Origin of the sequence: Curtobacterium flaccumfaciens, from assembly GCF_051548005.1 — a bacterium.
GTDB lineage: Bacteria > Actinomycetota > Actinomycetes > Actinomycetales > Microbacteriaceae > Curtobacterium.
In genome coordinates this window covers 40,609-65,549 of the sequence record NZ_JBPUGH010000005.1, presented here as the reverse complement: position 1 = coordinate 65,549, position 24,941 = coordinate 40,609, and the positions used below count along the sequence as shown (strand labels likewise).

The 24,941-nt window shown below is 68.9% G+C and carries 23 protein-coding genes; 12 read left to right on the top strand and 11 right to left on the bottom strand.

What is annotated here, in order from left to right; all coding sequences use genetic code 11:
* Positions 1-30: 30 nt before the first annotated feature.
* The gene (locus ACSW7Y_RS01740; RefSeq protein ID WP_438124630.1) at positions 31-2,475 is read right to left on the bottom strand and encodes an ATP-binding cassette domain-containing protein; all 2,445 of its coding nucleotides are present in this window, start codon (positions 2,473-2,475) and stop codon (positions 31-33) included.
* Between the two features lie 171 nt (positions 2,476-2,646).
* Here ACSW7Y_RS01740 and ACSW7Y_RS01735 point away from each other — a divergent pair, with 171 nt between their 5' ends.
* The 6 genes from ACSW7Y_RS01735 to ACSW7Y_RS01710 all read left to right on the top strand — a co-directional run bounded on the left by ACSW7Y_RS01735 (position 2,647) and on the right by ACSW7Y_RS01710 (position 6,599).
* Complete coding sequence (locus tag ACSW7Y_RS01735; RefSeq protein ID WP_438124629.1) at positions 2,647-2,928, top strand: hypothetical protein; 282 nt, start codon at positions 2,647-2,649, stop codon at positions 2,926-2,928.
* The gene (locus ACSW7Y_RS01730; protein WP_438124628.1) at positions 2,925-4,658 is read left to right on the top strand and encodes an alpha/beta hydrolase; all 1,734 of its coding nucleotides are present in this window, start codon (positions 2,925-2,927) and stop codon (positions 4,656-4,658) included. Before ACSW7Y_RS01735 ends, ACSW7Y_RS01730 begins: the two co-directional genes overlap by 4 nt.
* Before the next feature lie 80 nt (positions 4,659-4,738).
* The gene (locus ACSW7Y_RS01725) at positions 4,739-5,134 is read left to right on the top strand and encodes a hypothetical protein (RefSeq protein ID WP_438124627.1); all 396 of its coding nucleotides are present in this window, start codon (positions 4,739-4,741) and stop codon (positions 5,132-5,134) included.
* A 148-nt stretch (positions 5,135-5,282) separates the two neighbouring features.
* Positions 5,283-5,528 (top strand): hypothetical protein, encoded by a 246-nt coding sequence (locus ACSW7Y_RS01720; protein ID WP_438124626.1) that lies wholly within the window; start codon positions 5,283-5,285, stop codon positions 5,526-5,528.
* Positions 5,529-5,669: 141 nt separating this feature from the next.
* The gene (locus ACSW7Y_RS01715) at positions 5,670-6,044 is read left to right on the top strand and encodes a hypothetical protein (protein ID WP_438124625.1); all 375 of its coding nucleotides are present in this window, start codon (positions 5,670-5,672) and stop codon (positions 6,042-6,044) included.
* A gap of 192 nt (positions 6,045-6,236) precedes the next feature.
* A complete protein-coding gene (locus ACSW7Y_RS01710; protein ID WP_438124624.1) occupies positions 6,237-6,599 on the top strand; it encodes a hypothetical protein in 363 nt (120 codons plus the stop codon).
* A gap of 9 nt (positions 6,600-6,608) precedes the next feature.
* Here the strand turns inward: ACSW7Y_RS01710 and ACSW7Y_RS01705 are convergent, their stop codons facing one another.
* Positions 6,609-7,382: an SDR family NAD(P)-dependent oxidoreductase gene (locus tag ACSW7Y_RS01705; RefSeq protein WP_438124623.1), complete on the bottom strand. Its 774-nt coding sequence runs from the start codon at positions 7,380-7,382 to the stop codon at positions 6,609-6,611.
* A gap of 110 nt (positions 7,383-7,492) precedes the next feature.
* On the opposite strand from ACSW7Y_RS01705, the gene ACSW7Y_RS01700 reads away from it, so the two are divergent.
* Both ACSW7Y_RS01700 and ACSW7Y_RS01695 read left to right on the top strand, forming a co-directional pair.
* Positions 7,493-8,449 carry an AraC family transcriptional regulator gene (locus ACSW7Y_RS01700; protein WP_438124622.1) on the top strand — a complete coding sequence of 319 codons (957 nt, stop codon included), beginning with the start codon at positions 7,493-7,495 and terminating at the stop codon, positions 8,447-8,449.
* A gap of 132 nt (positions 8,450-8,581) precedes the next feature.
* Entirely contained in the window at positions 8,582-9,514 is a 933-nt protein-coding gene (locus tag ACSW7Y_RS01695) for an NADP-dependent oxidoreductase (protein WP_438124621.1), read from the top strand.
* A gap of 35 nt (positions 9,515-9,549) precedes the next feature.
* Here ACSW7Y_RS01695 and ACSW7Y_RS01690 read toward each other — a convergent pair whose 3' ends face one another.
* The 5 genes from ACSW7Y_RS01690 to ACSW7Y_RS01670 are packed head-to-tail and all read right to left on the bottom strand — an operon-like array spanning position 9,550 to position 12,767.
* Positions 9,550-10,128 carry a hypothetical protein gene (locus ACSW7Y_RS01690; protein WP_438124620.1) on the bottom strand — a complete coding sequence of 193 codons (579 nt, stop codon included), beginning with the start codon at positions 10,126-10,128 and terminating at the stop codon, positions 9,550-9,552.
* Positions 10,125-10,790, bottom strand: coding sequence for a hypothetical protein (locus tag ACSW7Y_RS01685; protein ID WP_438124619.1), 666 nt, complete (start codon positions 10,788-10,790; stop codon positions 10,125-10,127). Before ACSW7Y_RS01685 ends, ACSW7Y_RS01690 begins: the two co-directional genes overlap by 4 nt.
* Entirely contained in the window at positions 10,787-11,293 is a 507-nt protein-coding gene (locus tag ACSW7Y_RS01680; protein WP_438124618.1) for a hypothetical protein, read from the bottom strand. Before ACSW7Y_RS01680 ends, ACSW7Y_RS01685 begins: the two co-directional genes overlap by 4 nt.
* Complete coding sequence (locus tag ACSW7Y_RS01675) at positions 11,287-12,474, bottom strand: putative T7SS-secreted protein (protein ID WP_438124617.1); 1,188 nt, start codon at positions 12,472-12,474, stop codon at positions 11,287-11,289. Before ACSW7Y_RS01675 ends, ACSW7Y_RS01680 begins: the two co-directional genes overlap by 7 nt.
* Positions 12,471-12,767 carry a hypothetical protein gene (locus ACSW7Y_RS01670; protein WP_438124616.1) on the bottom strand — a complete coding sequence of 99 codons (297 nt, stop codon included), beginning with the start codon at positions 12,765-12,767 and terminating at the stop codon, positions 12,471-12,473. Before ACSW7Y_RS01670 ends, ACSW7Y_RS01675 begins: the two co-directional genes overlap by 4 nt.
* 191 nt (positions 12,768-12,958) lie before the next feature.
* Here ACSW7Y_RS01670 and ACSW7Y_RS01665 point away from each other — a divergent pair, with 191 nt between their 5' ends.
* On the top strand, positions 12,959-13,375 hold the full coding sequence (locus ACSW7Y_RS01665) for a hypothetical protein (protein ID WP_438124615.1): 417 nt from the start codon (positions 12,959-12,961) through the stop codon (positions 13,373-13,375).
* Here the strand turns inward: ACSW7Y_RS01665 and ACSW7Y_RS01660 are convergent.
* Together ACSW7Y_RS01660 and ACSW7Y_RS01655 are read right to left on the bottom strand one after the other, a co-directional pair.
* Positions 13,361-15,451, bottom strand: a complete 2,091-nt coding sequence (locus ACSW7Y_RS01660; RefSeq protein ID WP_438124614.1) for a 3'-5' exonuclease — start codon at positions 15,449-15,451, stop codon at positions 13,361-13,363. The two genes, ACSW7Y_RS01665 and ACSW7Y_RS01660, sit on opposite strands and share 15 nt — an antisense overlap.
* A 130-nt stretch (positions 15,452-15,581) precedes the next feature.
* On the bottom strand, positions 15,582-16,103 hold the full coding sequence (locus tag ACSW7Y_RS01655; protein WP_438124613.1) for a hypothetical protein: 522 nt from the start codon (positions 16,101-16,103) through the stop codon (positions 15,582-15,584).
* A gap of 132 nt (positions 16,104-16,235) precedes the next feature.
* Here ACSW7Y_RS01655 and ACSW7Y_RS01650 point away from each other — a divergent pair, with 132 nt between their 5' ends.
* The 3 genes from ACSW7Y_RS01650 (at position 16,236) to ACSW7Y_RS01640 (ending at position 21,516) form a co-directional block, all read left to right on the top strand.
* Positions 16,236-18,026 carry a hypothetical protein gene (locus ACSW7Y_RS01650; RefSeq protein ID WP_438124612.1) on the top strand — a complete coding sequence of 597 codons (1,791 nt, stop codon included), beginning with the start codon at positions 16,236-16,238 and terminating at the stop codon, positions 18,024-18,026.
* Positions 18,027-18,230: 204 nt separating this feature from the next.
* The gene (locus tag ACSW7Y_RS01645) at positions 18,231-20,345 is read left to right on the top strand and encodes an AAA family ATPase (RefSeq protein ID WP_438124611.1); all 2,115 of its coding nucleotides are present in this window, start codon (positions 18,231-18,233) and stop codon (positions 20,343-20,345) included.
* Between the two features lie 34 nt (positions 20,346-20,379).
* Positions 20,380-21,516 carry an McrC family protein gene (locus ACSW7Y_RS01640; RefSeq protein ID WP_438124610.1) on the top strand — a complete coding sequence of 379 codons (1,137 nt, stop codon included), beginning with the start codon at positions 20,380-20,382 and terminating at the stop codon, positions 21,514-21,516.
* Here the strand turns inward: ACSW7Y_RS01640 and ACSW7Y_RS01635 are convergent.
* Together ACSW7Y_RS01635 and ACSW7Y_RS01630 are read right to left on the bottom strand one after the other, a co-directional pair.
* Entirely contained in the window at positions 21,508-22,764 is a 1,257-nt protein-coding gene (locus ACSW7Y_RS01635; RefSeq protein WP_438124609.1) for a PD-(D/E)XK nuclease family protein, read from the bottom strand. The two genes, ACSW7Y_RS01640 and ACSW7Y_RS01635, sit on opposite strands and share 9 nt — an antisense overlap.
* Positions 22,703-24,940, bottom strand: coding sequence for a 3'-5' exonuclease (locus tag ACSW7Y_RS01630; RefSeq protein ID WP_438124608.1), 2,238 nt, complete (start codon positions 24,938-24,940; stop codon positions 22,703-22,705). Before ACSW7Y_RS01630 ends, ACSW7Y_RS01635 begins: the two co-directional genes overlap by 62 nt.
* Between the last annotated feature and the right edge of the window lies 1 nt (position 24,941).

The following is a 24,941-nucleotide window of genomic DNA, read 5'->3' as shown; positions in this document are numbered from 1 at the left end:
CTGGTGCCGTGCCTCCCGTCCGGTCCGTGGTCAGGACCCGATGGCGGACCGCAGGAAGGGCGCGGTCCGGCTGTGCGGGGACGCCGCGACCTGCGTCGGCGTGCCGGCCGCGACGACGCGGCCGCCGTCGCCGCCGCCTGCCGGACCCATGTCGACGACGTGGTCCGCCTGCGCGACGACCGACATGACGTGCTCGACCACCACGACCGTGTTGCCGGCATCGGTGAGCTGGTGCAGCTGCGCGGTCAGCAGCTCGACGTCCGCGGGGTGCAGGCCGGTCGACGGCTCGTCGAGGAGGTAGAGCGTGTGGCCCGAGCGGGCACGCTGCAGCTCGGTGGCGAGCTTGATGCGCTGGGCCTCGCCGCCGGAGAGTTCCGGTGCGGGCTGGCCGAGTCGCAGGTAGCCGAGTCCGACGCTCCGCAGTGCTGCCAGCGCGCGGGCGGCGGCGGGGAGGTCGGCGAGGGACTGCTCAGCCTCGTCGACGGTCATGCCGAGGACGTCGGCGATGGTCGAACCGTGGCGGCGGACCTCGAGGGTCTCGGCGTTGTAGCGGGAGCCGTGGCACTCCGGGCAGGGCGCCCAACTGCCGGGGAGGAAGAGGAGCTCGACGGAGACGGAACCCTCGCCCTGGCAGACCTCGCAGCGGCCGCCCTCGACGTTGAAGGAGAACCTCCCGGCGGTCCACCCGCGGTCCCTGGCCTCCGTCGTTGCTGCGAACGCTTGGCGGACGGCGTCGAACATGCCCGTGTAGGTCGCGAGGTTCGAGCGCGGCGTGCGGCCGATCGGCTTCTGGTCGACCTCGACGACGCGGGTGATGAGCGGGTGCTCTGCTGCGACGGCGGGGAGGACTCCGCCGACGAGGGAGGACTTGCCGGAGCCGGAGACGCCGGTGACCGCCGTCATCACGCCGAGGGGGAGGTCGAGGTCGAGGTGGTCGAGGTTGTGGAGGGTCGCGTCGCGGATCTCGAGGGTACCGACGGGCGTGCGCTGCGTGCGCTGCAGGCGCTCGCCGCCTGGGCGGAGGTACCGGCGGGTGACGCTCTCCTCGACCTCCGCGAGTCCCTCCGGTGGCCCGCTGTAGAGCACCCGTCCGCCTCCCGAACCCGCGCCGGGACCGACGTCGACGATCCAGTCCGCTCCTCGGACGATGTCCATGTCGTGCTCGACCACGAAGACGCTGTTGCCGCCGACGCGGAGGTCGTCGAGGACCCGCACGAGCGACTCCGTGTCCGCCGGGTGCAGGCCCGCGCTCGGTTCGTCGAGGACGTAGACCACGCCGAACAGCCCTGAGCGGAGCTGCGTCGCGATGCGGAGGCGCTGCGTCTCGCCGGGGGAAAGCGTCGGCGTCGCGCGGTCCAGCCCGAGGTAGCCGAGCCCGAGGTCGATGAGGACGTCGATGCGGCCGCTGAGGTCTCCCGCTATCGATCGCGCGACCTCGGACCGCTCGCCCGAGGTCACCGTGCTCTGCGCCGGGGTCGGGTCCGCCAACTCGGCGACGGGACGGAGGACCTCCGCGAGGCCGCTCAGGGGCAGGGCGTTGAACTCGGCGATGCTGAGACCGCCGAACGTCACCGCGAGCGCTGCACGCGTCAGCCCCGAGCCGCCGCAGAGCTGGCACGGGCCGGACTCGACGAAGCGCAGCGCCTTGTTCCGCTGCGTCTCGCTCTGCGAATCGGCGAGCGTGTGCAGCGTGTACTGCCGGGCGCTCCAGAACCGGCCCTTGTACGGCTTCGCGACGCGGTCGCGCTTCGGGTGCACCTCGACGACGGGCTGCTCCTCGGTGAAGAGCAGCCAATCGCGGTCGGCCCTCGGCAGGTCCTTCCACGGCCGGTCGATGTCGTAGCCGAGGACCGCCGTCACGTCGCGGAGGTTCTTGCCCTGCCACGCGCCCGGCCACGCGGTGATCGCGCCCTCCCGGATGGACAGCGAGGGGTCGTGGACCGCCGAGGCCTCCGTCACCTCGTGCGCCGTGCCGAGGCCGTGGCAGCGCGGGCACGCTCCTGCGACGGTGTTCGGCGAGAACGAGTCGGAGTAGAGCTGCGTCGCGCCTTCGGGGTAGGTGCCGGCGCGCGAGTAGAGCATGCGGACCGAGTTGCTCAGCGTGGTGAGGGTGCCGACGGTCGAGCGGGTGCTCGGGGCGCCGCGACGCTGCTGCAGGGCGACGGCCGGGGGCAGGCCGGTGATCGAGTCGACGTGGGGCGTGCTGCCCTGTGCGATCAGCCGCCGGGCGTACGGGGCGACGGACTCGAGGAAGCGGCGCTGGGCCTCGGCGAAGACGGTGCCGAACGCGAGGCTCGACTTGCCCGAGCCGGAGATGCCCGTGAAGGCGACGATGCGGTCGCGGGGGATGTCGACGTCCACGTCGCGGAGGTTGTGCTCGCGGGCGCCGCGGACGCGGATGAAGCCGTCGGGGGCTGTCGTGCGGTCGGCTGCCCGTGCGCTGCTGGCGGCGGGCTGGTCGTGCGGGGCGGGCATTCGTTCGAGAGTAGGCGGGGCGGCTGGGCGGCGTTCGCCGCCGGTCGGCCTGGAGGCACGACGCGGGTCCGTCGTCCACAGGGACTCGGACTGTGGTTGCGCACAGCAACGATCGTGATATGTTGCCGATGGGGGTCGTCGCGGAGGGCGCGACGACGGGGAAGGGGAACGATGGCTGCTCTCAAGGTCTCGTACAGCACGCTCGACCAGGTCTCCGACGCGCTCGACCATGCGACGTCGACGTTCTCGGAGGACTCGATGCCGACCGACGGAGGATCCTTCGGCGTCGACGACGTCACCCAGGCGTTCGCCGCCTTCCGTACTTCGCAGCAGCGGTCGGCCGCCTGGCTCGCCGACACGAGTCGCACCCTCGCGCAGTACGCGCACGACACGAAGTCGCAGGTCGCCGACGCGGACCTCGACCTCGCACGGAAGGCCGAGACGACGAAGTGACCGCCGACCCCTTCGCCGGTGACCCCGGCGCCGTCAAGAAGCTCTCGACCGCACTCGCCGACCACCAGGACGACATCCGCCGGGGCGCCACGAAGGTCGCGCGCACTGCCGACGACGCCGCGGACTGGACAGGTGCGTCGAAGGACCGCTTCGCCGCCACCGTCGGGACGATCCCGCCCGCCGCGCAGCGGATCATCGGTCGACTCGACGCCGCGATCGACGTGCTCGACACCTACGCCGACGCGGTGCAGCAGATCCAGGACGAAGCCGAGCGGATCCGGGCGTCGCAGCTGACGACCGCGATCGACACCGCGGCCAACGTCGTCGCGCTCTCCTCCGCGACGACGGCGGCGTCGGCGAAGGACGCCACCGAGGCCGACGGCCGCCGGGCGCAACGGCTGCAGTCCGATGCTGACGACCTCGCGGCCACCGCCACGCGGCTGCAGGGGGAGTGGGACGCGCTCGTCGAACAACGGGCGGCCGCCGACCGAGCAGCGGCGTCGGGGCTGTCCGACACGGACGTCCTCGGCATTGCGCCCTCGTACGCCGGCTCGCTCGGCGCGATGAGCGACGCGGACTTCCTCGCCGCGGTCGCCGGGATGCCGCCCGAGGTCCTTGCGGCGCAGGACCAGTCGGTTGCCGATCGCTTTGCGGGGATGCCGCCCGAGACCGTGAAGGCATGGTGGGACGGTCTCGGCGGTCGGGGGACCGCTGGGGCGCACTCGGCAACGCAGGACGCGTTGATCACGGCGTTGCCCGCGGTCATCGGGAACCTCAACGGGGTGCCGTACTGGGCGCGGGACCAGGCGAACCGGTTGGCGGCGCAGCGGGCTGAGGCAACTGCCTACGAGAAGCTGCAGCAAGCCAAACGGGATCGCGACCGGTCACTGGGCGGACCGCGTGCGCTGCAAACACAGGTGGCCCTGAACAAAGCGCAGAAGCTCTACGACGCCCTACGCAACTTCAACGCAGGTGCGCGAACGGCGCTCAACCTGGTGCAGCCCCTGCCAAGACAGATGGTGAGTTTCCATCTGGGAGAGCCGCCGCTCGGCGCATTCGCCGTGGGCGACCTCGACACCGCCGAGAGCGTCTCGTACCTGGTGCCGGGTATGGGTAATTCCCTGGCCACCACAACGGAGAACATGCGGGTTGCGTCGAACATCCAGGCCTACCAGCAGAACGCCGGAGCATCTCCGACGGCGATGGTGACATGGCTCGGGTACGAGGCGCCGCCGGACGCGAAGACCGGCGACTTGAGTGTCCTCGGCGATGGGCACGCGATACGAGGAGCACCCAATCTCTCAGCCGATCTGCTCGGGATGCGAGCCACGCGGCCGGAAGCGCAGATCAACGTGGTTGCTCACTCCTACGGCTCGACGTTGGCGTCGATCGCTGTTGCAGCACATCCCGAGATCCACGTGCACTCTCTCGTGACGCTCGGATCGGCTGGCATTCCGACAACGGTGCCGGACGCCGCAGCGACGAATGCAGCGCACATGTACTCTGCTCAAGCTGATGAGCGAGGGAACGTGGCCTGGTTCGGTCGGACGTTCAGCATCTCGCGCCGAGTGGACCCGACGGACGACTTCGGTGCGACCGTGATTGAGACGAACGGAGCGGCAACGGTGAACCTGCACGATCTCGCTGCGAGACCAGGAACGGACGACCACGGCTACCTCGACGTCGGTACCAAAACGCTGTCGAAGACGGCGAAGGTGACGCTGCCTTGATCTGCTTCGCTCAGAGAGTTGCCGCGGTGGTTGTGGGAAGCGCATTGATCGCGATCACTGCGAGCGGATGTGGAGGACAAATGAACGCTGTGAAGCCGTCTGATGCGAAGCGGGAGGCGACGAGTCTGCTCCGCGCGACGATGCAGCAAGAGGAGCTCGCGTGGCCAGGCGTTCCGCAACCAGTCGCAATGCGTTGTTCGGACGGCGGGGAGGGTGTTCGGTTCCAGTACCTCGTGCACGTCGAGCACTCCGAGGATGCGAAAGCGCTCGCCGCGAGATTCGAGGAGTACTGGCAGGGGCGCGGTCTCGAGGTCAAATCGTCGGAGGAAGACCTCGGCAGCAAGTACGGGACGGTGTACTCCGCGACAGCGCGTGCGGCCACTGGCCCGTCCGGCGCGATCGAGGTCTCGCGAGTGGGAGTCAACTTGTACGTCGACTCGCCGTGTGCCGAAGGCGACATCGCGAACTACGAATGAACGCCGCTCCCGGGCGAGCTCACGCAATATCTGAGTGGGGCCATCGCGCTCCAAGATCGGCTCGGCCTCGGCAAGCACTCGTTCAGGACGCGCGGGTGACGCTGCCGTGAGCAATCTGCGTCACGCCTCGAACCCAAGCAGGTTCGCCGTGTTGATCGACGCCCCGATCGCATCGAAGCGGCGCGAGCTGGCCGACGGTCTGGCAGAGTACTGGCGCTCGAGAGGCCTTCACGTCGAGCGGGATCAGCAGGACTTCGGCGAGAAGTACGGCGATATGTACGCGGCGACGGCCAAAGCCGAAGGACAACCCGGAGCTGCGTTGGAGATCACGAGCAGCAATGCCTTGGTCTACGTGAATTCGCCATGCGTTGCCGGCGACCCCGACGACGAGTGACAGACGATGTTCCGAAGCGTCAGACCGGGTCAAGTTCGAGACGAATACCGCCAACCAGCGCAGCGGAAGACCGGCATCCTCATCGTCATGGCAGCGCTCGTCGTCCTCGGCGTGACTGCGTGTAGTGGAGGGGATCAGTCGATGCCCTCACCGACCGAAGCCAAGGCCGCAGCAGTCGAGCTGCTGCGGAAGACGGAGGCGGCTGTCGACGTTCCGTGGCCGGACACCCCGGAGCCATCTGCCGAGGAGTGCCCGGGCGGCGTCGGCTTCGGCTACTTCGTGTCGGTGAAGACCGCGACGGATGCTCGCTCGGTGGCGCTGACTTTCCAGCGCTTGTGGAGATCGGAGGGGCTGACGGTCGCCCCGTCGAAGAACCACTTCGGCGGCGACGGCGGCATCCTGTACTCGGCGACGGCCGATGCCGCCGGAGCCGCGTACCAGGTGAACGCAAGGTCGATCGTCGTGCGGATCACCTCGCCGTGCGCCGATGGATCCGTCGACGACTACGACGAGTGACGGGTGACGATGTTGCAGTGGACCGCCCAGGCCGTTCGGGCAAGACCGAGGACGGGTAGGCAAGCGCACTCCCATGCGCTTCCGCGAGGCGTTTCCGCGCTCCTCGCTGTCACAGCCGTCGCCGCCCTCGGCGCATGCTCCTCCTCCGAGCCAAGCCGCGCTGTGTCGGTCGACGCGGCGAAGACACAGGCGGTGTCGGAACTCCGGTCGGTCCTCGCACTCGCGCCGGACACCTGGCCGCAGGACGTTCCGCAGCCGGTGGCGAACGACTGCGAAGTCGGCGGCCGGACAGCCGTCCAGTTCAGCTACTTCGTCGAGGTCGCCCGGCCCGCCGACCCGGAAGCGCTCGTCGAGCGGACCGGAGCGCACTGGAAGCGCGAGGGCTACGAGCTGTCGATGACCCGCACCGAGATGGACCCTGAGACAGGCACGGTGTCCGCGGTCGTCGCACAGGCCGACGGCAAGCCGCGTCCGTCGATCGCGGCCACGAAGGTCCGGGCCCACGTCAGCGTCGACTCGCTCTGTGTTGCGGGCGACCCCGACGACCATCGGTAGCCGACGACCTCACCGCAGGCGTGTGGACGCGATCCCGCCGTCGACGTCGATCGTCCCGCCGTGCAGGAACGCCGCCTCGTCCGACACCGCCCACCGCACCGCCCGCGCGATATCGATCGGCTGGACCGGCACACCCGCCGGCGTGCCCTGCGTCATCGCCGCGAGGACATCGGCTGAGTCTGCGTTCCCGGGTGTCGCCGTCGCTCCCGGCGCCACGGTGACGACCCGCACGCCGTGCGGCCCGTACTCCGCCGCCCACGCCCGGGTGAGCTGCTCGACCGCGGCCTTCGTCGCCGGGTAGAGCGCCATGAACGGCACGCCGATGCGCGCCATCCACGAGCCGATGTTCACGACGTTGCCCCCACCCCGGGCTGCCATCGCCGGTGCGAGTGCTCCGACGAGGACGTGCGGCGCCCGGATGTTCGTCGCGAGCAGGGCATCTAGGACGTCGTCCGGCAGTGCCTCCGTCGGACCGCCGGGGTAGACGCCGGCGTTGTTCACGAGGATGTCGACACGGCCGCCGAGCAGATCGCGGGCGGCGGCAGCGAAGGCCCGCACGTCTGCGGCGCTCGCCGAGAGGTCGGCCACGATCGGGACCGCGCGCCCACCGAGCCGCTCGATGTCCGCGGCGACGGCACGCGTGCGCTCCTCGTCGCGGCCGTGGACCGCGACGGTGATGCCGGCGGCAGCGAGCTCGCGAGCGATCGCCTCGCCGATGCCGCTCGAGGCGCCGGTCACAAGTGCGGTGCGGGAGGTGGGCTCTTCGGTGGTGGTGTTCGTCATGCTCCGATGCTCGGTCCGGACGGACCACCGCGGCTTGCCGGATCCCGCGGGAACGTTGCCGGATCCGGTGCGGCCTCCCGGAGGTCGGTGCAGCTGCGTACCGTGGTGCTGTGGACGACCGGATCTCTCAGCACCTCGACCGCGCGGTGGAGGTCGCCTCGCGGCACGCCGCCGTGCTCGACCGGGCGTCCACCGTCGAGACCGTCGCCCGTCCCGCCTCGGTCCAGCGGGCCGAGGCCCTCGGGCTCACGGTCTCGCGGGTCCACGAGCCGACCGCGCTCTTCGACCGGCGGTACGCGCCGTCGCTGTCCGTCGTGCTCCGTGGACGGAAGCGCTCGATCGTCGGCGACGACGACCAGGTCTGGGGGCGCGAGCGGTTCATCATCACGCCGGTCGACCTACCCGTGGTCGCCGGGGTGATCGACACCGCCGGCACCGACGGCTTCGTCTCAGCAGTCTGGAAGCTCGACTCGGTCGTCGTCGGCGAGGTCGTGGCGACGATGTCGAGCACGAGCTCCAGCACGAGCCGCACGGACCTGCCACGACTCGGCACGTGGACGCCCCCGCTCGCCGACGCCTTCAGCCGCCTGCTCGCACTGCTCGACGCCCCGGAGGACATCCCCGTCCTGTTCCCCCTCGTCTCGCGCGAGATCGTCCTCCGCCTGCTGCAGACCTCGCAGGCACCCCGCATCACCGCGGCGCTCGACCGGACCGGAGCCGAGGCCGGACTCGTCGCCGACGCGACCGCCCTCCTGACCGGGCGGATGGACGAACCGTGGACGATGGAGCGCCTCGCCCGAGAGCTCCGGGTCAGCGAGAGCACCCTCTTCGCCCGCTTCAAGCAGGCCACGGGCATGTCACCCGCCCAGTACCTCAAGCGCACCCGACTCGGGGAAGCGCGTCGTCGCATGGTCCTGCACGCCGACACCGCCGCCCGAGCCGCGGCCGCCGTCGGCTACCGCAGCGCCTCCCACTTCTCGCGGGACTACCGCGACGCGTACGGCCGGCCCCCGGCCGCCGACGCCGTCGCGGCGCGCGAACAGCTCGCGCTCGCCCCCGCCGCGTAGCCGGCCGGGCACCCGACAGGAGGCGCGGGTCGGCGGTGATCCGCGCCTCCCGTCCGACAGACGGCGGGTCTCGACCACCGCCACCCGCCCGCTCGCTAGGTGCGGCTGGGACCCGTCCGGTAGACCGGACGGGTGAAGGTCGTCGGAGTCGACCAGTTCGGAGGGCCGGAGGCCCTCGCCGTCCACGAGGTGCCGGAGCCGCACGCTGGTTCCGGGTCGGTGCGGATCCGGGTGCAGGCGTTCGCCGTGAACCCCACCGACACCGGTGTGCGAGCCGGCCAGCGCGACAGCTCGCAGGCGTCGCCGCCGTACGTGCCGGGGATGGACGCCGCCGGGGTCATCGACGAGGTCGGGCCCGACGTGTCCGGGTGGGAGGTCGGTGACGAGGTCATGGCGATCGCGCTGCCGCTCAGTGCCCACGGTGGCGCGTACGTCGAGGAACTGGTCGCGCCGGTCGGGTCGTTCACGCGGATCCCTCGGGGGACGTCTCTTCCGCTCGCATCGACGGTGCCGATGAACGGGCTGACGGCGTTGCAGATCCTCTCGCGGGCGGGGCTCGCTCCCGGGCAGACGCTCGCCGTGACAGGAGCCGCCGGGTTGCTCGGGAACTACGTCGTGCAGCTCGCCGTCGCTGCGGGACTCACCGTCATCGCGGATGCTGCTCCGGCGGACGAAGCGCTGGTCCGGTCGCTCGGGCCGTCGCACGTCGTGGCGCGTGGGGCCGGGTTCGCTGCTGCGGTGCGCGAGCTCGTGCCGGAGGGGGTCGATGCGCTCGCCGATGCTGCGGTGCAGCGGTCTGAGGTCGTGGATGCCGTGCGGGACGGGGGAGTGTTCCTCGACGTGCGGGGGTGGGAGGGTGACGGGGCTCGGGGCATCCGGTTCGAGCAGATCATGGTGTTCTCGGAGTACCGGTCGTTCGACAAGCTCGAGCAACTGCGGCACGCGGTGGAGAGCGGGACGGTGACGCCGCGGGTGGCGGAGGTGCTGCCGGCCTCGCGGGCTGGGGAGGCGCATGAGCGGCTCGAAGCGGGTGGGACGCGGGGGCGGTTCGTGTTGACGTGGTGATCAGCGTCTCAGGTGGCCCCGGCACGCCGGCACGCTCAGCTGACGACGGTGATGCCGTCGATGAACTCGTCGATCTCGGGTTCGACGGCGGCGAAGGTCTCCGGGTGGTTCGCGACGGTCGAGATCCGGACATCCGTGCCTCCAGATTGGAAGACCCACAGCAGGGCGACCTGTTCGCCGCCCTCGCCGTCGTCGGTAACGAAGGCACCCCGGCTCCCGACGCCGAGGCCCGCCGCCATGTGGCGCTGGACCGCGTCCGGCTCGCGCAAGTCGGCGGCGCCATCGTCGAGTCGCAGCAGCTGTGCCGTCGCTTCGTCCGCGCTCGTCGTCGCCTCGATCGGCAAGACCTGGAGCGTGAGGAACGGGCCGCCGATCTCGCGGAGGTACAGGTAGAGCGCTGCGTCCCCGCAGTTCGGCATCGTGGCGAGGCGCTCGAGCGATGGCCGGAGCCACGCGCGCTGTTCCCTGGTCACACTCGGGGATCGCTCCCCGATGGCCCGAGCAGCGGTCTTCGCCCATCGCCTGGCGCTCCGCCCGAACTCGTCGTTCGGCCAGATGCGCGGGACGAATGTCCAGGCAGATGGGTCGTACCGGAAGGACAGGTCACCGTTCACGCCGACACCGTCCCGTCCGGTTCGACGACGAGGTGCTCGCCCGCCGACGACCGCCACTGCAGTGAGGCGCACATGGCGTCGAAGAGGACGCCGAGTGCGTTGACGACCATCTGCTCGCCAGCGATGTCGTCGTCGGCGAGCGGGGCGTGCGTCGGCGAGGCCACGGTGAGTCGCAACGCGAGGAGGAGGTCCGAGCGCTCCGGAACCCGCGCGAGGACCACACGTGTGCCGAGGCTTCGCACGCCGGGCGACACCAGTTCTGCCGGCGGCGCGTCGTGTTCCCACCACCGGACAGCGGGAGCCCCAGCGATCTCGAGCAGCTGCCCACGGTGCGCCGTGAGCTGCGCGAGGAGCAACTCGTCGAGGTCTTCGCTCGGTGCTGCATCCACCTCGACGGCGGCGACGACGACGCTGCACGACAACTGCGTGCCTAGTATGCCGCCGGCGGGGACGTACGAGTCGAGGACGAGGCCGAAGGTGTCCGCGTCGAGGGCAACCTGCAGCTGGGATCCGAGTTCGGTCGTCCAGCCGCCCGTTGATGCGCCGGCTTCGAGAGCGTCGGCAACTGCTCGTCGTGCTGCTTCCGCAGGGTCGATCCGGCCCGCGATGTGGACCCATCCGGCGGGCACTGCGATGCTGTAGCGCTCTGGTGCGGTGGTCATGCGCTGCCTCCCTCCACCTCGGCAGCGGCGGCCGCCTCGGCCTCGGCCGCGCGCCGGCTTTCGCGCATGCTCGTGAAGAAGCCGGCAGCGGACATGAGGGCGAACACGGGGGCGGCCCAGACGAGCGAGTGCGGCCAGGCTTCTACCCCGGGGAACTTCGTCGCGAAGACGGCGATCAAGAACGCGTTGACGAAGAAGGCTCCTCCGACGACCTGCGGGTCGCGGAGGATGCTCCGACCGTTCCAGGTGAACGAACCGATGAACCCACCGATGGCCATGCCGATCGCGATCCAGTACGGCCACGCTGGCGGTACTGGATCGGGCCATCCGGGATGCTGCTCCCACTGATCATCCGGATGGATCCCGTCGGGCAGGACCGAGAGCAGGTACATCCCGGTCGCGAGCACAGCCCACGACGGGAGCCCCATGGACACGCGGAACAGGATGCTCAAGGGGTGCCACATCTTCTCCCAGCCGGGCACCGTGTACTCGGTCCTCACCATGCCGTCCCCAGGGTCGGGCTGCGCCGCACATCGACGAAGCTGGTGAGGTCGAAGGTGCCAGCGCCGGTCTTCGTGAGCCCGAAGCCGAACTCGAAGCGTCGCCACGAGCGCGCTCTGCTCATCAGCTGGTTGAGTCGAACAGCGTCACCGACGACCTGGCCGGGAACGGATCGGCCGATGTAGTTCAGGACGTGGGCTATGTCACGATCGCCGAACGCCCGGACGAGTGCACGGTCGCCGAACTTCGGCCGCGATCGCGCGAACGTCCGCTCTGTCGAAGCCACCATCGACCGCGGACGGCTGCTGCTCGCAGCCAGTCGCAGACCGCGCGCCGACCGAACGGCCTTTGCCTCGGTGGACATCGCCTTCACTGCAGCCGTGCCGACGCCGAACGTGAAGCAGCCAGCGATCGAGAGCACTGCGTCGGTCCACGAACCGGTCCCCGCCGCAGCCCGTGCCGTGTCGATGAGCGCCCCGAGTGCCATCGCCCCAACAGCTATCGCGCTCACCACAGCGAGGGGCGGGCAGAGTAGCGACGCCACTGCGAGTCCCGCGCCGATGTACCCGAGGTTCTTGCTCACCTCGGACAGCCAACCGTCGTTCTCGCGCATCCAGTGCTGGAACGTGTTCCACGCGTTGTCGTGCAGCCCGTCGTCGGTGGCGTCGTCGATCCGGCCGATGGCGTCCTCGGCCGCACGATCGCGAGCTCGTCGGGCATCGTCCAATGCCGTGTTTGCTCGGGCGACGTCGACCTGGGAGGCGAGAGCTCGGTGCTGCTGCGCCACTGCCTGATCGGCGAAGTGCTGCACATCGTCAGGATTCGACGCCTGTTCGGCGAGACCCCGGTAGTGCCGATCGAGCCGCTGTGCCGATTCCAACTCGAGCGCCGCCGCGTCGTTCGACGCAGCCGCCCGCTCGGCGTCCGCGATCGCTGCCTCCAGCGCCGTCGCGTAGTCGCCGAGCGCGTCGCCGGTGTCCTGGTACCGCCCCTCCGTTCTCCGGAGTCTGGCGGCGAGGTCCACGGCCTTCTGCACGAACGCGTCGATCGCATCGCTCGACGTGTCCGCCGTGTCCAGGCGCCCGAGCCGTGCCGATGCGCTCTGGATGGTCGACGCGATGAACCGGTACTGTTCAGCCATGGACCGGACGGCTGCGGGGTCGCCATCGATCACACGCCTCATCGCCGGTCCCCGCTCACGGACGTCTCGAGCGCACGTTCCGCTTCGTCGAACGCCTCGTCCACCTTCGCGGCGGTCTCCATCAGTTCGCCGATCGCGTCGCTCAGGTCTCCCCGCATGCCGTCCCAGCCTGTTGAGAAGGAGCGGATGCGATCTGCGAGCCCCGAGTGGCCGACAGCGTCGGCAGTGGTGCTGGAGTGCTCGTCCGCGCGGTCGAGCGCACTCCGCACCGTCCGCAGCTCGCTCAACAGTGACTGCAGCTCCGAACTGTCGTACCGCAGTGTTCCCCGAGACATCGTGCGCTTCCCCTTCCCGATCGCCGATGGGAGTACGCTAGCAGAACGTGATACTTGAGTTTCACCGATGCCTGGCCCGCTGCCCGAGCACGTACGGCGATGGAGGGGAAGCATGATGCAGTTCCGGGATCGAGCTCCGCGCGGCGTCAGGTTCGCGGCGATCGCGTTCTGCGCCCCCGATCCTCGCGATCGTGGTCGCGGGGGCCGCGGTGAACGGGTTCGATCGCGGGTCGATCATCGCGCTGGCGGGGACGTTCGTCGGCGTTGCGACGGCGATCACGAACGTCGAACGAACGGCAGCGTTCGTGTCCGTCGACGCCGAAGTGGTCGTCCTCGGGCTGGCGCCGTTCTGGCGGACCCAGATTCGGGCGGAGTCGGTGTCCGGAGTCGAGCTGATCAACGTCGACGCCATCGCCGCCTGGGCGGGGAACGGCATCAAGGGTCGCCTGCACAGCGGGCCGGGGCGGCTCTACTCGGTGGGTGGGTCGTGCGGAGTCGCCATCACGACCGAGGACGGTCAACGGGTGACGGTCGCGTTCCGCGAGTCGCTCACAGCTCAGCGAGTGGTCGAGGCGATCGACGAGGTTCGGCGCTCATCGTTCGAGTGAGCCCACCCACAGACCGTCGCGTGCCCGCGTCATGCCGACGTAGAGCTCGCGGCGGTCGAGCTCGCGACGCTCACGGACCGCGACGGACTCGGTCTCGGGCGCCTCGGCGAGCAGCTTCGCCGGCACGTGGGGGAGGAGTACCTGCTTGAACTCGAGGCCCTTCGCCCGCTTGATCGTCCCGACCCGCACCCGGTCCGAGCTCTTGCCCGCGTAGCTCTTCAGGGACACCGAGGGGACCCCCGCGGCATTGAGCAGCGCGACGACCTTGTCTGCCTGCGGGTTCGTCGCGGTGAGGATGCCGACGTCGCCGAACCCGGTACCGACCAGGCGGAGCACCTGCTCCACGCGGGCGAGCAGGGCAGCGTCGTGGTCGGCGCGGTTCGCGAAGTGGTGGATCGTCGGCTGCTCGCCCGTGCGGCTCACGGCCGAGACTGCATCGCCGGCGCCGTCGATGCCCTCGATGTCGACGAACTGGTCCTCGGCCACCATCTGCTTCGCGAATTCGAGGATCTCGGCCGTGTTGCGGTGGTTCACGTCGAGCACGACACCGCGCCCGGAGAGGCTGATCCCGACCTCGCCGAGGGTGTACCCGCCGGGGTAGATCGTCTGTTGGCCGTCCCCGATGAGGGTGAGCCCGTCCGCGCGGTCGCCGACGAGGGCATGCAGCAGGGACACCATCGCGCACGACAGGTCTTGCGCTTCGTCGACGATGACCGCGTCGTATCGCCCGAGCGGCACCTCGCGCACGGCGTCGCGGGCGAGCAGCACCGTGTCCTCGAAGTCGCACACGCCCTGCGTGCGGAGGCCGGCCGAGTACGCCTCGTACAGGTCCCACACGGCCTGCCGCACCTCGACGGGGAGCGCGTGCCTGCGGCCCACGCGCGCGAGGTCCGCGTACTCCTCGAACCGCGTCAGACCGCGCCCCTTGATGACGTGGCTGATCTCCTCCTCCCAGTAGCGGCGCGTGAAGCGCGCCGCCCGGAGCGGACTGGAGGCACTGGTCGCGTTCCATGCGTCGTCGAACGCACGCCGCGCCTCCAGGCTGTCGACACGGAACGCGATCCCGCGTTCCTTCAGGAGGCGGCTCGCGAAGGCGTGGACGTTCACGAAGTCGACGCGGCCGACCATGTCGGGCGCGAGGCGTTCGAGGAGCGACTCCAGGACGGCGGGGAGGGTGCGGATGTAGGTGGTGAAGAGGACGCGGCCGCCGGTGGCGCGGGCGAGGTAGGCGGCTCGGTGCAGGCCGACCACCGTCTTACCGGTGCCGGCCGCGCCGCGGATGCGTGCCGGGCCGTTGAAGTTGCGGCGGACGAGCTTGGCCTGGGCGGGGTCGAGGAAGGCCATCCATTCCTCGATCGGGGCCTCGAGGACGCCGTCGACGAGCTGGTCGAGCAGTTCGTCGTCGATCGGAGGCGGTGGTGCGGTCGTCGGTGCGGGCTCGCGGGGGAGCACCGGGGCGGGGACGACGATCTGCTGCGGGGCGTCCGGCGCGCCGATCACGGGGAAGTGCTCGAGGAGGGCGGCGAGCACCTCGTCGACGCGCTGCGCCGAGAGCCGGGCGCCACGCTTCGTGATGTGCCCGATGACGTCGTGCACGCCGAGGACATCGACCGAGGCGACGCGGGCGTGCATTCTTCGCTGGCCGGCCAATGCGGCGATCGCGTGGACCTCGCCGGGTGCGAGCCCGGTGTCGGTGAGTGCCGCTTCGGTCGAGTACGCGAGGTCGGCGAGGCGGGCGATGTCGTCGGTGACGTCCTCTTGGCCGCGGGTGATCCGGTCGCCGGTGATCGCGACGTCGCGCCAGGCCTTCGTGTCGACGATGAACACGCCGGAGCGGCCGACGACGACCATGTCGACCTGGGCGGTGCGGCTGCCGGGCCAGCGGCGGTCAGCGAGGAGGTAGTGGCCGATGCCGGACAGCGGGGCGAGGATCCGGGCGGTCTCGCTCTCGGTGCGTTCGGCGATCTCGAAGCGGGTGGCTCGTTGCTCGGCATCGTCGGCGCGGCGGCGGTGTTCGGCGGCGAGGCCTCGTTGGCGTCGGGCTTCGGTGCCTGCGGATTCACCGGCGATCGTCATGGTGGTGTCCCTCGGGGCGTCCCTGGTCCTCGGTGCCGCTCGTCGTCCCCGGGACGAGTGGTGTTGAACCATCCTCGTGGAAGCGACTCAGACTCGGGAGCACCTGTTCTGGGGTGGCCGCCAGCGATGCTCAAGGAGTCTTCGTCAGCTCGCCGCGAGCGGCGCGATGCCATCCGGCGCCGGTGTTGTCGCGGAAAGTGATTGCGTCCACGCCCTTCGCATCCGAGATGGTGAAGGGCCGCAGCGGGTCGCCCACCACCTCTCGAACAGGTTTCGGGTAATCCCACTCCGCGGAGGAGCCCTCGTCCACCGTGTTCGCGACGAAGTACTCGCCCGGCGGTACGCACTGCAAGGTGGCGACGCGTGGAGACGAGAAACCGTGGCACGTGACCTGCACGTCGTAGACCGGGTCATCCGATGAGTTACGGACGACGACGCCGAACAGCACCCGGCCACCGGTCCGGATTCGCGTCGCTGCCCACGCACTGACCTTCGTCGCTTGCGATGCCCGTGCCGCCGCGCGCGCCTCCTCGTCCCGATCCGACTCGATCCGGTAGAGGCGTCGCGCCTGCAGACCCGCGTAGACAGCTGCGACCAGCGCGCCCGCTGTCGCTACGGCGCTCAACCCCTCGAAGAACTCGTTCAGACCCACGTCGGCACGGTAGCAGCGACACGGTCGTGATCGAGCACGCATCCGCGATGGTCAAATCGTTCCTGTTCGAGCTTGATTTCCCACTAGCCTGAGCGACGTCGAAGGTTCGTCACGTCTCTCGGAAGGTCGCTCGTGAGTGCTGGTCCCGTCCTCTTGTTCCTCCACGGTGTCGGAACCGGCGATGTCGAAGACGGCTGGCAGGTCGCGCTGTCCGGTGCGCTCGTTCGGCTCGGTTACCCCGCACTGGAATCCGGCCAGTGGATCGCGCCGAAGTACGCGTTCGCCTTGCGCAACGGGGACGGCAAGTACCGCCTTCCCCCCATCACTGTGAAGCAACAAAACAAGGACGACGCGAGGGTCAACCGGCGTGAGTTCGAGCGGCGGACGAGTGCCATGGAGTACCGGCTCGGCCAGCACGAGGACCTGCAGAACTGGCTCGGCGCTGGCATGGTCGTGGACGTCGCCTTCGAGACGAACCCGTTCAAGCAGGCACACAACTACCTGCACGATGAGCAAGCCCGCGCGCGCGTGCTCACTCGCGTCCTCGACGCACTCCCGGATTCCGGAGACCTGCTGATCGTCGGGCACAGCCTCGGTTCAGTCGTCGCCGCTGACCTCGTCCGCCGGCTCCCCATCGGGCTGAACGTCGTCGGTATTGTCACGATCGGAAGCCCCCTGGCGAGCGGTTCCGTGCGCGCGACGGACCTGCGGGATGTGATGCAGGAGCCCCCGACGAACCTCGGCTGGTGGATCAACTTCTGGAACGGCTTCGACCCTGTCGCTGCGCACCGCGGTCTCTCATCTGTCATGCCGTGGCTACTGGACCTCCGTGTCACAACTCCGCCGAGCCCTCGTGTCCACGACGCAGTCGAGTACCTGTCGGACCGGCGGGTCGCAGAGGCGATCGGGTACGCGATGTACGGCTCGCTCTCGACCGAACTCGTCAACACCGTCAACACCGTCGACGTTCCCCTCGATGGTGACGAGCGGGTCGTCCTACTCGCGCTCCGGTACGCGCACCTCGTCGGGACACATCTGAAGGACGACCAGCGGGACCGGTTCCTCGGAGCACTGCGGGCAGTCCAAGCGACAGCGGTCGAAGCAATGCTGCAGCGTCGCGACAGCGAAGGAAGGCCCCGTCCCGAGCAGATCGCCGCTCTGGGATTCGACCTCGCCGATCCCACCGCGGAAGCAGCGCCGCCGGCTCCGGGCGCGTACTTGACCAAGGAGGACGCGCTCGTCCAGCTGATCGTCCTCGCGTCGGACAACTTCCTGCGGCCCTTCGACATCGGGTTCAGCGATTCCGTGAAGCGGCAGGCGATGCGAGACCTGACCGCTGAGCTCGGCCTCGGGAGTGTCCTCGGCGGTGACGTCCTCGACGCTGTGGACCGAGCGGAGAAGGTCCTCGCCGGGAGCAAGGGGCCCAACTGGATCAAGATCGGCGCGCTGGGTGCCGGTGCCGTGGCCATCGTCGTCGCCACGGGAGGCCTGGCCCTCGCCGCCGGTGCAGGCCTCGCGGGAGCGGCTGCCCTGACGAGCGCGCTCGCAGCCTTCGGTCCCGGCGGCATGATCGGGGGCTTGATCACGGCCGGCAGCCTCGTGACTGCAGGCGGCGGTGGCATCGCGTTCGGTCTCGCGAGTTCCGGAACGTCAGCTGAAGCCGTCGAATCGATCGTCATGCGGCAACTGGCAGCCGTCATCCTCCGACAGAAGCTCGACATTGAGCAGGACCCTGCCGTGTGGCATCTGTTCGTCGAGACCGAGCGTCAGGTCCGACGAGCTCACGAACGGCTCGACGAGTTCTCCGACCCGAAGTCGCCCGCCCTCGTCGAACTTCGCAAGAAGATCCAGATCTTGGAACGCGCACTCGAGTTCATGCGTGAGCAAGGCCTTGAACCCGACGGCCCTTCATCCGGTCCCTAGCGACCGACTGTGAATTGACAGGGGACGAGTGACGATGTGATCCCGTCGGAGATATTCGCGGTGAGGGGCAGCTCATCGTCATCGCGCGGGTTGACCTTGACGTTGCCGTCGAGCAGTTGAGCGATGTGCCCGCTAGACGGGCGGCGGACTCTAGGCTCGGACCAAGACCAAGCGCAGACGTGCCTTGCAAGGGAGAGCCCGAGGATGACGGACAACGTGAAAGCCAGCAGGCTGCTCGCTGCGCTCCGATACTTGGACGCGAGGACCGAACCTGGTCGACGTCCGGAAGTGTGGGAAGCAGTCGAGCGCGAGTTCCCGTTGTCTGAGGCGGAGAAGATCAGCGTGCGCAACAACTCTCGGACGCGCGGGTTCGACGCGTTCATGAACGGGACGTCGACATTCGGTCGCGCGGGATCGATGACGAAGTCGGGAGACGGACGTTGGGAGATCACCGAAGCAGGACGCGAAGCGCTGCAGAACGATCCCGATCCGGTAACGCTGCGCCGCGAAGCGGGGAGAGCCGCTCGGAGGAACGAAAAGTCCGACAGTGTCGACCCTCAGTCGCGTCTCGCCTCTGAGATCCTGCCGCCCGATGCGAGAGCTGCGAGGGTCCGCTCCGTCGCGTTGCGGTTCCGTGAACGAGGGCTGCGAGACCTGTCTTCGGTGTTCGCGGAACACCGGGCTGTCTGGCGCGCCGAGGTCACCGAGGAACTCCTGCGGTGCTTCGTCGACCGCGCCGAGGTCCCCGGTGCGTCGTTCACGGAGAAGCTGGCGACGCAATTCGCTGACTCGAGCGACGACGCTCGTCTTCTGATGGCAGAACTTGTCGCATGGCAGGTCTTGCCCCTGCAGAACCCGGGCGAACGCAAGAAGCGTGAGCGGGTCGAAACCCTCCTGAACCTCATGGACGAGCGCGTGCTCGTTCCTGCCGAAGTGAACGACGCATTAGTGTCTTGGTCGTTCAATCCCGGTCAAGGCATGTCGCACGGCATTCACAATGCTCTGTCGATCGTCGTCCGCCTCGTCGACGCGTGGGTCCGACTTGATGTCGACGAGCGTGAGTCGCTCCTCGAGGATCCTTGGTCGTGGCGTGACTTCGTGTTGGAGATCGAGGGTACACCGTTCCCCACCCAACGGAACGAACTCATGTACCTCGTGCATCCCGGCGCATTCGGTGAAGTGGTGTCGGGAGTCGATCGGGAACGGATTCGGCAGGCATTCCGAGGTGAGATCGTCGGCGAGACCGAGGCCGACGAAATTGCCGCTGATCCAGACCGGGAGTTGCTGGAGATCACTCTCGCCCTGCAGACGAAGCGCCGCGAAGCAGCGGTGTACTACCGGGAGCCGCTGAGGTCCATCTGGGACAGAGCGGACTTCGTGACGAACGAGGGCGAGAGAGACGCGCGGGACGGCGGACTGCTCCGTACCGACTTCCCCGGGACCACCCGAGCCCTCGCCGAGGGCCTTCACATGCCACAAGCGTGGCTCCAGGAAACCCTCGACCTCATCGAACGCCGCAAGCAGGTCATCCTCTACGGCCCTCCCGGCACCGGTAAGACCTTCCTCGCGCAGGCACTCTCGAAGCACGTGACGGACGGTACCGACGGCGAGACGACGATCGTGCAGTTCCATCCGACGTACTCGTACGAGGACTTCTTTGAGGGCTTCCGCCCCGTCGCGAACGACGACAGCGGCAACCTCGCGTTCAGCCTCCGGAAGGGGCCGCTTCGACGCCTGGCAGACAGCGCCGCCGCCAATCCCGAGGCGAACTACTTCCTCGTGATCGACGAGATCAACCGAGGCAACATCGCGAAGGTCTTCGGCGAGCTGTACTTCCTCCTCGAGTACCGCGACAGCGAGATCTCGCTGCTCTACAGCGACGAGCCGTTCACCCTGCCGAGCAACATCTTCGTCATCGGCACGATGAACACCGCCGACCGCTCGATCGCGATGCTCGACGCCGCCATGCGGCGCCGCTTCGCGTTCATCGAACTGCACCCGGAACGCCACCCCGTCCGCGACGTGCTGGCCGGCTGGGCGGCGACCAAGGGCCTCCAGGACGACCGCGCCAGCCTGCTGACGCGACTCAACGCGGCGATCGCCGACCACGATGCCAAGGTGGGTCCGTCGTTCCTGATGCGCGACCTCGACGCGAACGGGCTGGCGGACGTGTGGCGGTACGAAATCCTGCCGCTCCTCGCGGAGCACCACTACGGTGACGGCGTCGACCTGGAGGCGCGGTACGGCCTGGCAACGCTGCGTCGTCAGGCGACGCGCGACGCTGCGGACGGGGCCGAAGGTGCCGACACCGCGGGTTGAGCTACGGGAGGCCGACCAGCCGACGCTGCACCGGATGCCGCGCGAGGTCGCGGCCGGCCTCGTCGCCGCGCGGATCGCAGACATCTCGCCGACGTTCGTCGCTGACGAGTACCGCGTCAGCGGTGTGCGGAAGGTCGGTGTCGTCCGGATCGCCGGTCACGACGTGTGGATCCGGCCGAAGACGCCGGTACGGCGGCTGTTCGCGATGCTCGGCTACGCGAGGGCGGGGAGCGCGATCTGGGAGGACGAGGACTTCGGCTTCGCGGCCGACGAGGACCTCGTGCCGGCGCTGGCGCACGCGTTCGAGCGGCAGGCCTCGCGGGCGCTCGCCGGAGGTGCGCTCCGCGGGTACGTGACACGCGACGATGCGCTGCCGCTCGTTCGCGGTCGGTGGCGGATCGGTGACCAGCTCACGCGCCGGGGCGGGCAGCCGCTTCCGGTCGAGGTGTCGTTCGACGACTACGTGGAGGACATCGCGGAGAACCAGCTCGTGCTGACCGCGGCGACGCGGTTGCTCCGGCTGCCGGGAGTACCGGCCGACGTCGTCGGGCGGTTACGGCGGGTAGTGCGGGTGCTCGACGGGGTGATGGTGATCCCGGTCGGCGCGCCGGCGCCGGTCGTCCGCCCAGATCGGCGGAACGCGCGGTACTCGGCTCTGCTGCCGCTGGCATCGCTCGTGCTGGCGGGCGCGTCGATCGAGCAGCGTGCCGGGTCGCTCGTGGGGGCCGGGTTCCTCGTCGACATGTGGTCGGTGTTCGAGGACTTCGTGACCGCGGCGCTGCGGGAGGCTTTCAAGCCGCATGGGGGAGAGATCGTGGCGCAGTACGCGTCGACGCTCGATGTCGAAGGGGCGGTGAAGATCGCGCCGGACCTCGTGTGGCTCGTCGACGGGGAGGTACGGGCGTGCATCGACGTGAAGTACAAGGTCGAGACGCACGGGCAGTATCCGAACACTGATCTCTACCAGATGGCGGCGTACTGCCGGAGGTTCGGGTTGAGCGGGGGATACCTCGTGTACGCGGCGGGAGAGTCGGAGGCGCGGCAGGTTCGGGTGGTCGACGGGCCGATCGTCCAGCAGCACGCGCTCGATCTCGATCGATCGACCCTCCACATTGCAGGTCAGTTGTCGTCGCTCCCCGAAGGACGACTGTCAGCTCGACGATCAGGATGAGGGCGAGCGATCCTGCATCATGGCGACGACAGTGCCGACCAGGCGTTCGTCGTCGTCGGGAAGACCCGCGAGGACCTCTGCGAGCGTGACCTCCGTCTCGATGATGCGGTCGATCCCCGCCCCCGCCTGCCGCGTGACGAACACTCTCGAGTAGTCGGGGTGGCTCACGGGCTCCGGAGCTCGCTCGTTCTCCGTCACGGCAGTCGGCCCGAACTCCAGGAAGATGTTCGGCTCACCGTCCGCTGTCACGAGCGTTGAGCACCACTCCCACTGCCCTTGGTAGTTCGCCGAGACGGAGCGGACCGCCGCGCCGCCGAGGAGCTCGTTGACCCTTCGGCGGACCACTCGCTCGGCGTGCTGTCGCAAGGAACGTTTGACCGAGCCGAGCGTCCGCCGGCCGTCCTCGAACTGCCGCTGCGCGTGTTGAGCGACCTGCTCGGCGAACTCCTTCGCGACAACGTCGTTCGGGCGTCGCCCGTACCGAGCAGATTCGCCGGTCTCGCACATCGTCTTGATGAACGTCAACTGGTCATGCAGCGACATCGCCTCTGGTCCCTCCACGAATTGGTCGACGAGCTCATTGATGAACACGTCCTGCCGGGGGTTGTCGGCACGCCACCGGCGATTCGCGTCGAGATGCGCCCGGAGATCGTCGAGTACCTCGGCGTAGGTGATGACGGCGGCTTCCTCCCAGCCCATCGACAAGCGCTGGCGTTCCTCACGCCCACACAGCATCACGACAACGCTCCGTCGTTGGTTTGCGCTGCCGTAGGTGAGGTAGTTCTCGTAGTCATGCCCGTGGCCGTCCGACGTCTCGAAGTTCTCGATCATGACCGCTGCGTCGTCCCGCAACAGGACTATGTCGGCGATGTCCTTCCCCGGATCGGCAGCGACCGTCGTGTCGACCTCCTGCACTACGCGGAACCCGACGAGCGGCAGTTGCTCGTCCGGAGACAGGGCCGAATTGATACGGGCGAGGAGGATACGTTGGAAGGCATCGCCGAGATGGTGGGAGGCATCTGCTCGCAGGAGCCAGGCGAACACGTTCGACAGCTGCTTCTCGTGTGTCCCGTGGTGCATGACCCGGAACACGTTGAACTGCTCGGCCAGGCTCCTCGACATCGTCGGGACGAGCGAGGTCACCAGCTGCGTGAGCGCCGCTTCGTCCACCACCGCGATGCGGCCCTCACCTTGCCAGGAGCGGAGAGGGCGCTCCTTGCCAACTGACGACGAGTTCGTCGCGCGCACGGCTCGCCGCGACGTAGAGCAGTGAGCGCTCCCGAAGCTCGGCGTCGGCCTGCTCCTCGGGCGCAGCGTGCTGCAGCGCCAGCTTGTTCGGGACGACGCCTTCCGACACGTCGAACAGCACGACTCGGGAGAACTCGAGGCCCTTGGCGCTGTGCATGGTCATCACTCGGACCTTGCCACGTGCTGACTTCTCCGTGGCGGGGACGTTGCGCGTGGCGAGCTGCTGGACCACGGTCTCGGTTGCGCTCTTCGTCCGGACGAGGACCGCAGTCGACTCCACGTCGTCGTCGGACTCGGCCCTCCACTCCACGAGCTGTTGTGCCAGGGCGTCGTACTGCGCAGACGGCGTCTCGTGTCCTCGGACCCGTACCTCGGGTCCGAGTCGTGCGGACCGGTAGCCCTGCTCGTCCTGCGGGCTTCCCTCGCTGTCCGTGAACTCACCGCCTTCGAGGACGCCGAGCGCGTACCGCAGGTTCTGCTGCGTCGTCCGATAATTGAGGGTCAAGCGTCGTGACCTGCCCACGATCTTGATGCCGAGGCGCGAGAGTACGACCCGCTGCCCGTAGATGCGCTGGTGCGAGTCCTCGGCGACGAACAAGTCGTTGTCGTGCTCGCCGACGAGCGCGCGGAGCATGGTCCAGTGGCTCGGCGTCAGGTCCTGGGCTTCATCGACGAGGACGTGGTCAGCCGGGCGCTCCTCCGGGTGAGCGTCGAGGTACGCGGCAGCCACGGACGAGAGCTCTGCCCACGAGAGTCGGCGATGAGCTCGTGCGTTGCGCCGGAACTGCTCGACGACGGACCACACCTGTGCTCGTTTCGCCCGATCGAGCGCCACTCCACGCCCGGGACGTCGGGCGGCGAAGTAGTCCGCCCGGGACGTCACACCGTTCGGAAGGACGACCTGCAGGTATTCACTCTCCATGAAGGCAGGGGAACGCAGCTCATTCGGCAGATCCGGCTTCGCATCGAACACCGCGTCGTCCCACCCCGTCGCGTTCGACACCAGGGAGGCGGATCGATCGGCGTCCCACCCGATGGCGTCGATCGAAGCCCGCTCCCACCCGCCCGGCTCTGCGGCGTCGCGGACGGCGTGCGCGAGCTGGTCGATCCCTGCGGTGAGGGCACCGGGCTCGCCGAGCTGCGCTGCGCGACGGAGTTCGGGATCGAGACGTCGGAGGTCTCGGTCGAGCATTGTGGCGAGAGTTCTGGTGAACGTCGTGAGGACGATCCGTGCGTCCGAGTCCGCCGCGAGTTGCCGAGCTCGATGCAGCAGGACCACGGTCTTGCCCGTACCGGCGCCTCCCGTAAGGCGGAACGGCCCCTTGTAGGTGCGCGTGGCGTACGCGCGCTGCTCGGGGTGCAGGAACACGCGCCAGGCTCCGAAGTCACCGCCCTCGATGACGCGGCGGAGCTCCTCGTCGTCATCAATGAACGTGAACTGCATCTGCGATGCCGGGCGCTTGAGCGATTCGAGGATCTCCGACGCCTCGGCCTGCTCCGGCGAGACACTCAGACTCGCCTCCGCGGGGCGTCCATCTGCCGGGGGGATGGTGGCGTCGAACTCGTCGCCACCGAGCCCGAGTGAGGTCTTGATCCCCTCGATCGAATCGCCGACCGCGAGTCCCAGCGCCGCGTTCTGCTGCCACTGGTTCGGCAGCGACTCCGCGAACGCCAGGAGGTCATCCTCCGCCGCGAATGCGAGGAGCCGTTCAGCGGTCTCGAGGTCGAAGCCGAGGGCACCCGTCAGGTCCCCGGCGCTGTACCCGAACTGCTCCAGGAACGGCTTCGACTCCGGCGGCGTCTCCGGGACCCAGCGGTTTGCCTGCGGAGCCGGAGCAGCGGGCGCCGGCGCAGCGATCAGCTCCGCAACCCCGTTGACGGGATTGACTCGAAGCACCTGCGTCTTCGCTATTTCGGTGCCCTCGTCGTGTTCGTACACACCTGCGCAGACGTAGGTCGTCGGCCCGGACGGCACCTCGATCTTGTAGAGCACCGCCCGCAGCTTCTGGTCGACACGACCAGTCCGTGCACGAGCGTCGGCGGAGTTGACGATCGGCTCGATGTGCAGGCCGGGAAGCGTGTCGTCGGCCTGCAGTTTGGCCATGAACGCGAACAGCTTCAGCTGCACGACCTTCTCGAGCTTCTGCTGCATGTTCGCCATCACGAGCAACGGCATG

What these genes read in the sequence shown, in the direction of transcription:
- ACSW7Y_RS01740 (WP_438124630.1), bottom strand. Translation starts at nt 2,475, where the DNA reads ATGCCCGCCCCGCACGACCAGCCCGCCGCCAGCAGCGCACGGGCAGCC.
- ACSW7Y_RS01735 (WP_438124629.1), top strand. Translation starts at nt 2,647, where the DNA reads ATGGCTGCTCTCAAGGTCTCGTACAGCACGCTCGACCAGGTCTCCGAC.
- ACSW7Y_RS01725 (WP_438124627.1), top strand. Translation starts at nt 4,739, where the DNA reads ATGAACGCTGTGAAGCCGTCTGATGCGAAGCGGGAGGCGACGAGTCTG.
- ACSW7Y_RS01715 (WP_438124625.1), top strand. Translation starts at nt 5,670, where the DNA reads ATGCCCTCACCGACCGAAGCCAAGGCCGCAGCAGTCGAGCTGCTGCGG.
- ACSW7Y_RS01705 (WP_438124623.1), bottom strand. Translation starts at nt 7,382, where the DNA reads ATGACGAACACCACCACCGAAGAGCCCACCTCCCGCACCGCACTTGTG.
- ACSW7Y_RS01685 (WP_438124619.1), bottom strand. Translation starts at nt 10,790, where the DNA reads ATGACCACCGCACCAGAGCGCTACAGCATCGCAGTGCCCGCCGGATGG.
- ACSW7Y_RS01680 (WP_438124618.1), bottom strand. Translation starts at nt 11,293, where the DNA reads ATGGTGAGGACCGAGTACACGGTGCCCGGCTGGGAGAAGATGTGGCAC.
- ACSW7Y_RS01675 (WP_438124617.1), bottom strand. Translation starts at nt 12,474, where the DNA reads ATGAGGCGTGTGATCGATGGCGACCCCGCAGCCGTCCGGTCCATGGCT.
- ACSW7Y_RS01670 (WP_438124616.1), bottom strand. Translation starts at nt 12,767, where the DNA reads ATGTCTCGGGGAACACTGCGGTACGACAGTTCGGAGCTGCAGTCACTG.
- ACSW7Y_RS01660 (WP_438124614.1), bottom strand. Translation starts at nt 15,451, where the DNA reads ATGACGATCGCCGGTGAATCCGCAGGCACCGAAGCCCGACGCCAACGA.
- ACSW7Y_RS01645 (WP_438124611.1), top strand. Translation starts at nt 18,231, where the DNA reads ATGACGGACAACGTGAAAGCCAGCAGGCTGCTCGCTGCGCTCCGATAC.
- ACSW7Y_RS01640 (WP_438124610.1), top strand. Translation starts at nt 20,380, where the DNA reads ATGCCGCGCGAGGTCGCGGCCGGCCTCGTCGCCGCGCGGATCGCAGAC.
- ACSW7Y_RS01630 (WP_438124608.1), bottom strand. Translation starts at nt 24,940, where the DNA reads ATGCCGTTGCTCGTGATGGCGAACATGCAGCAGAAGCTCGAGAAGGTC.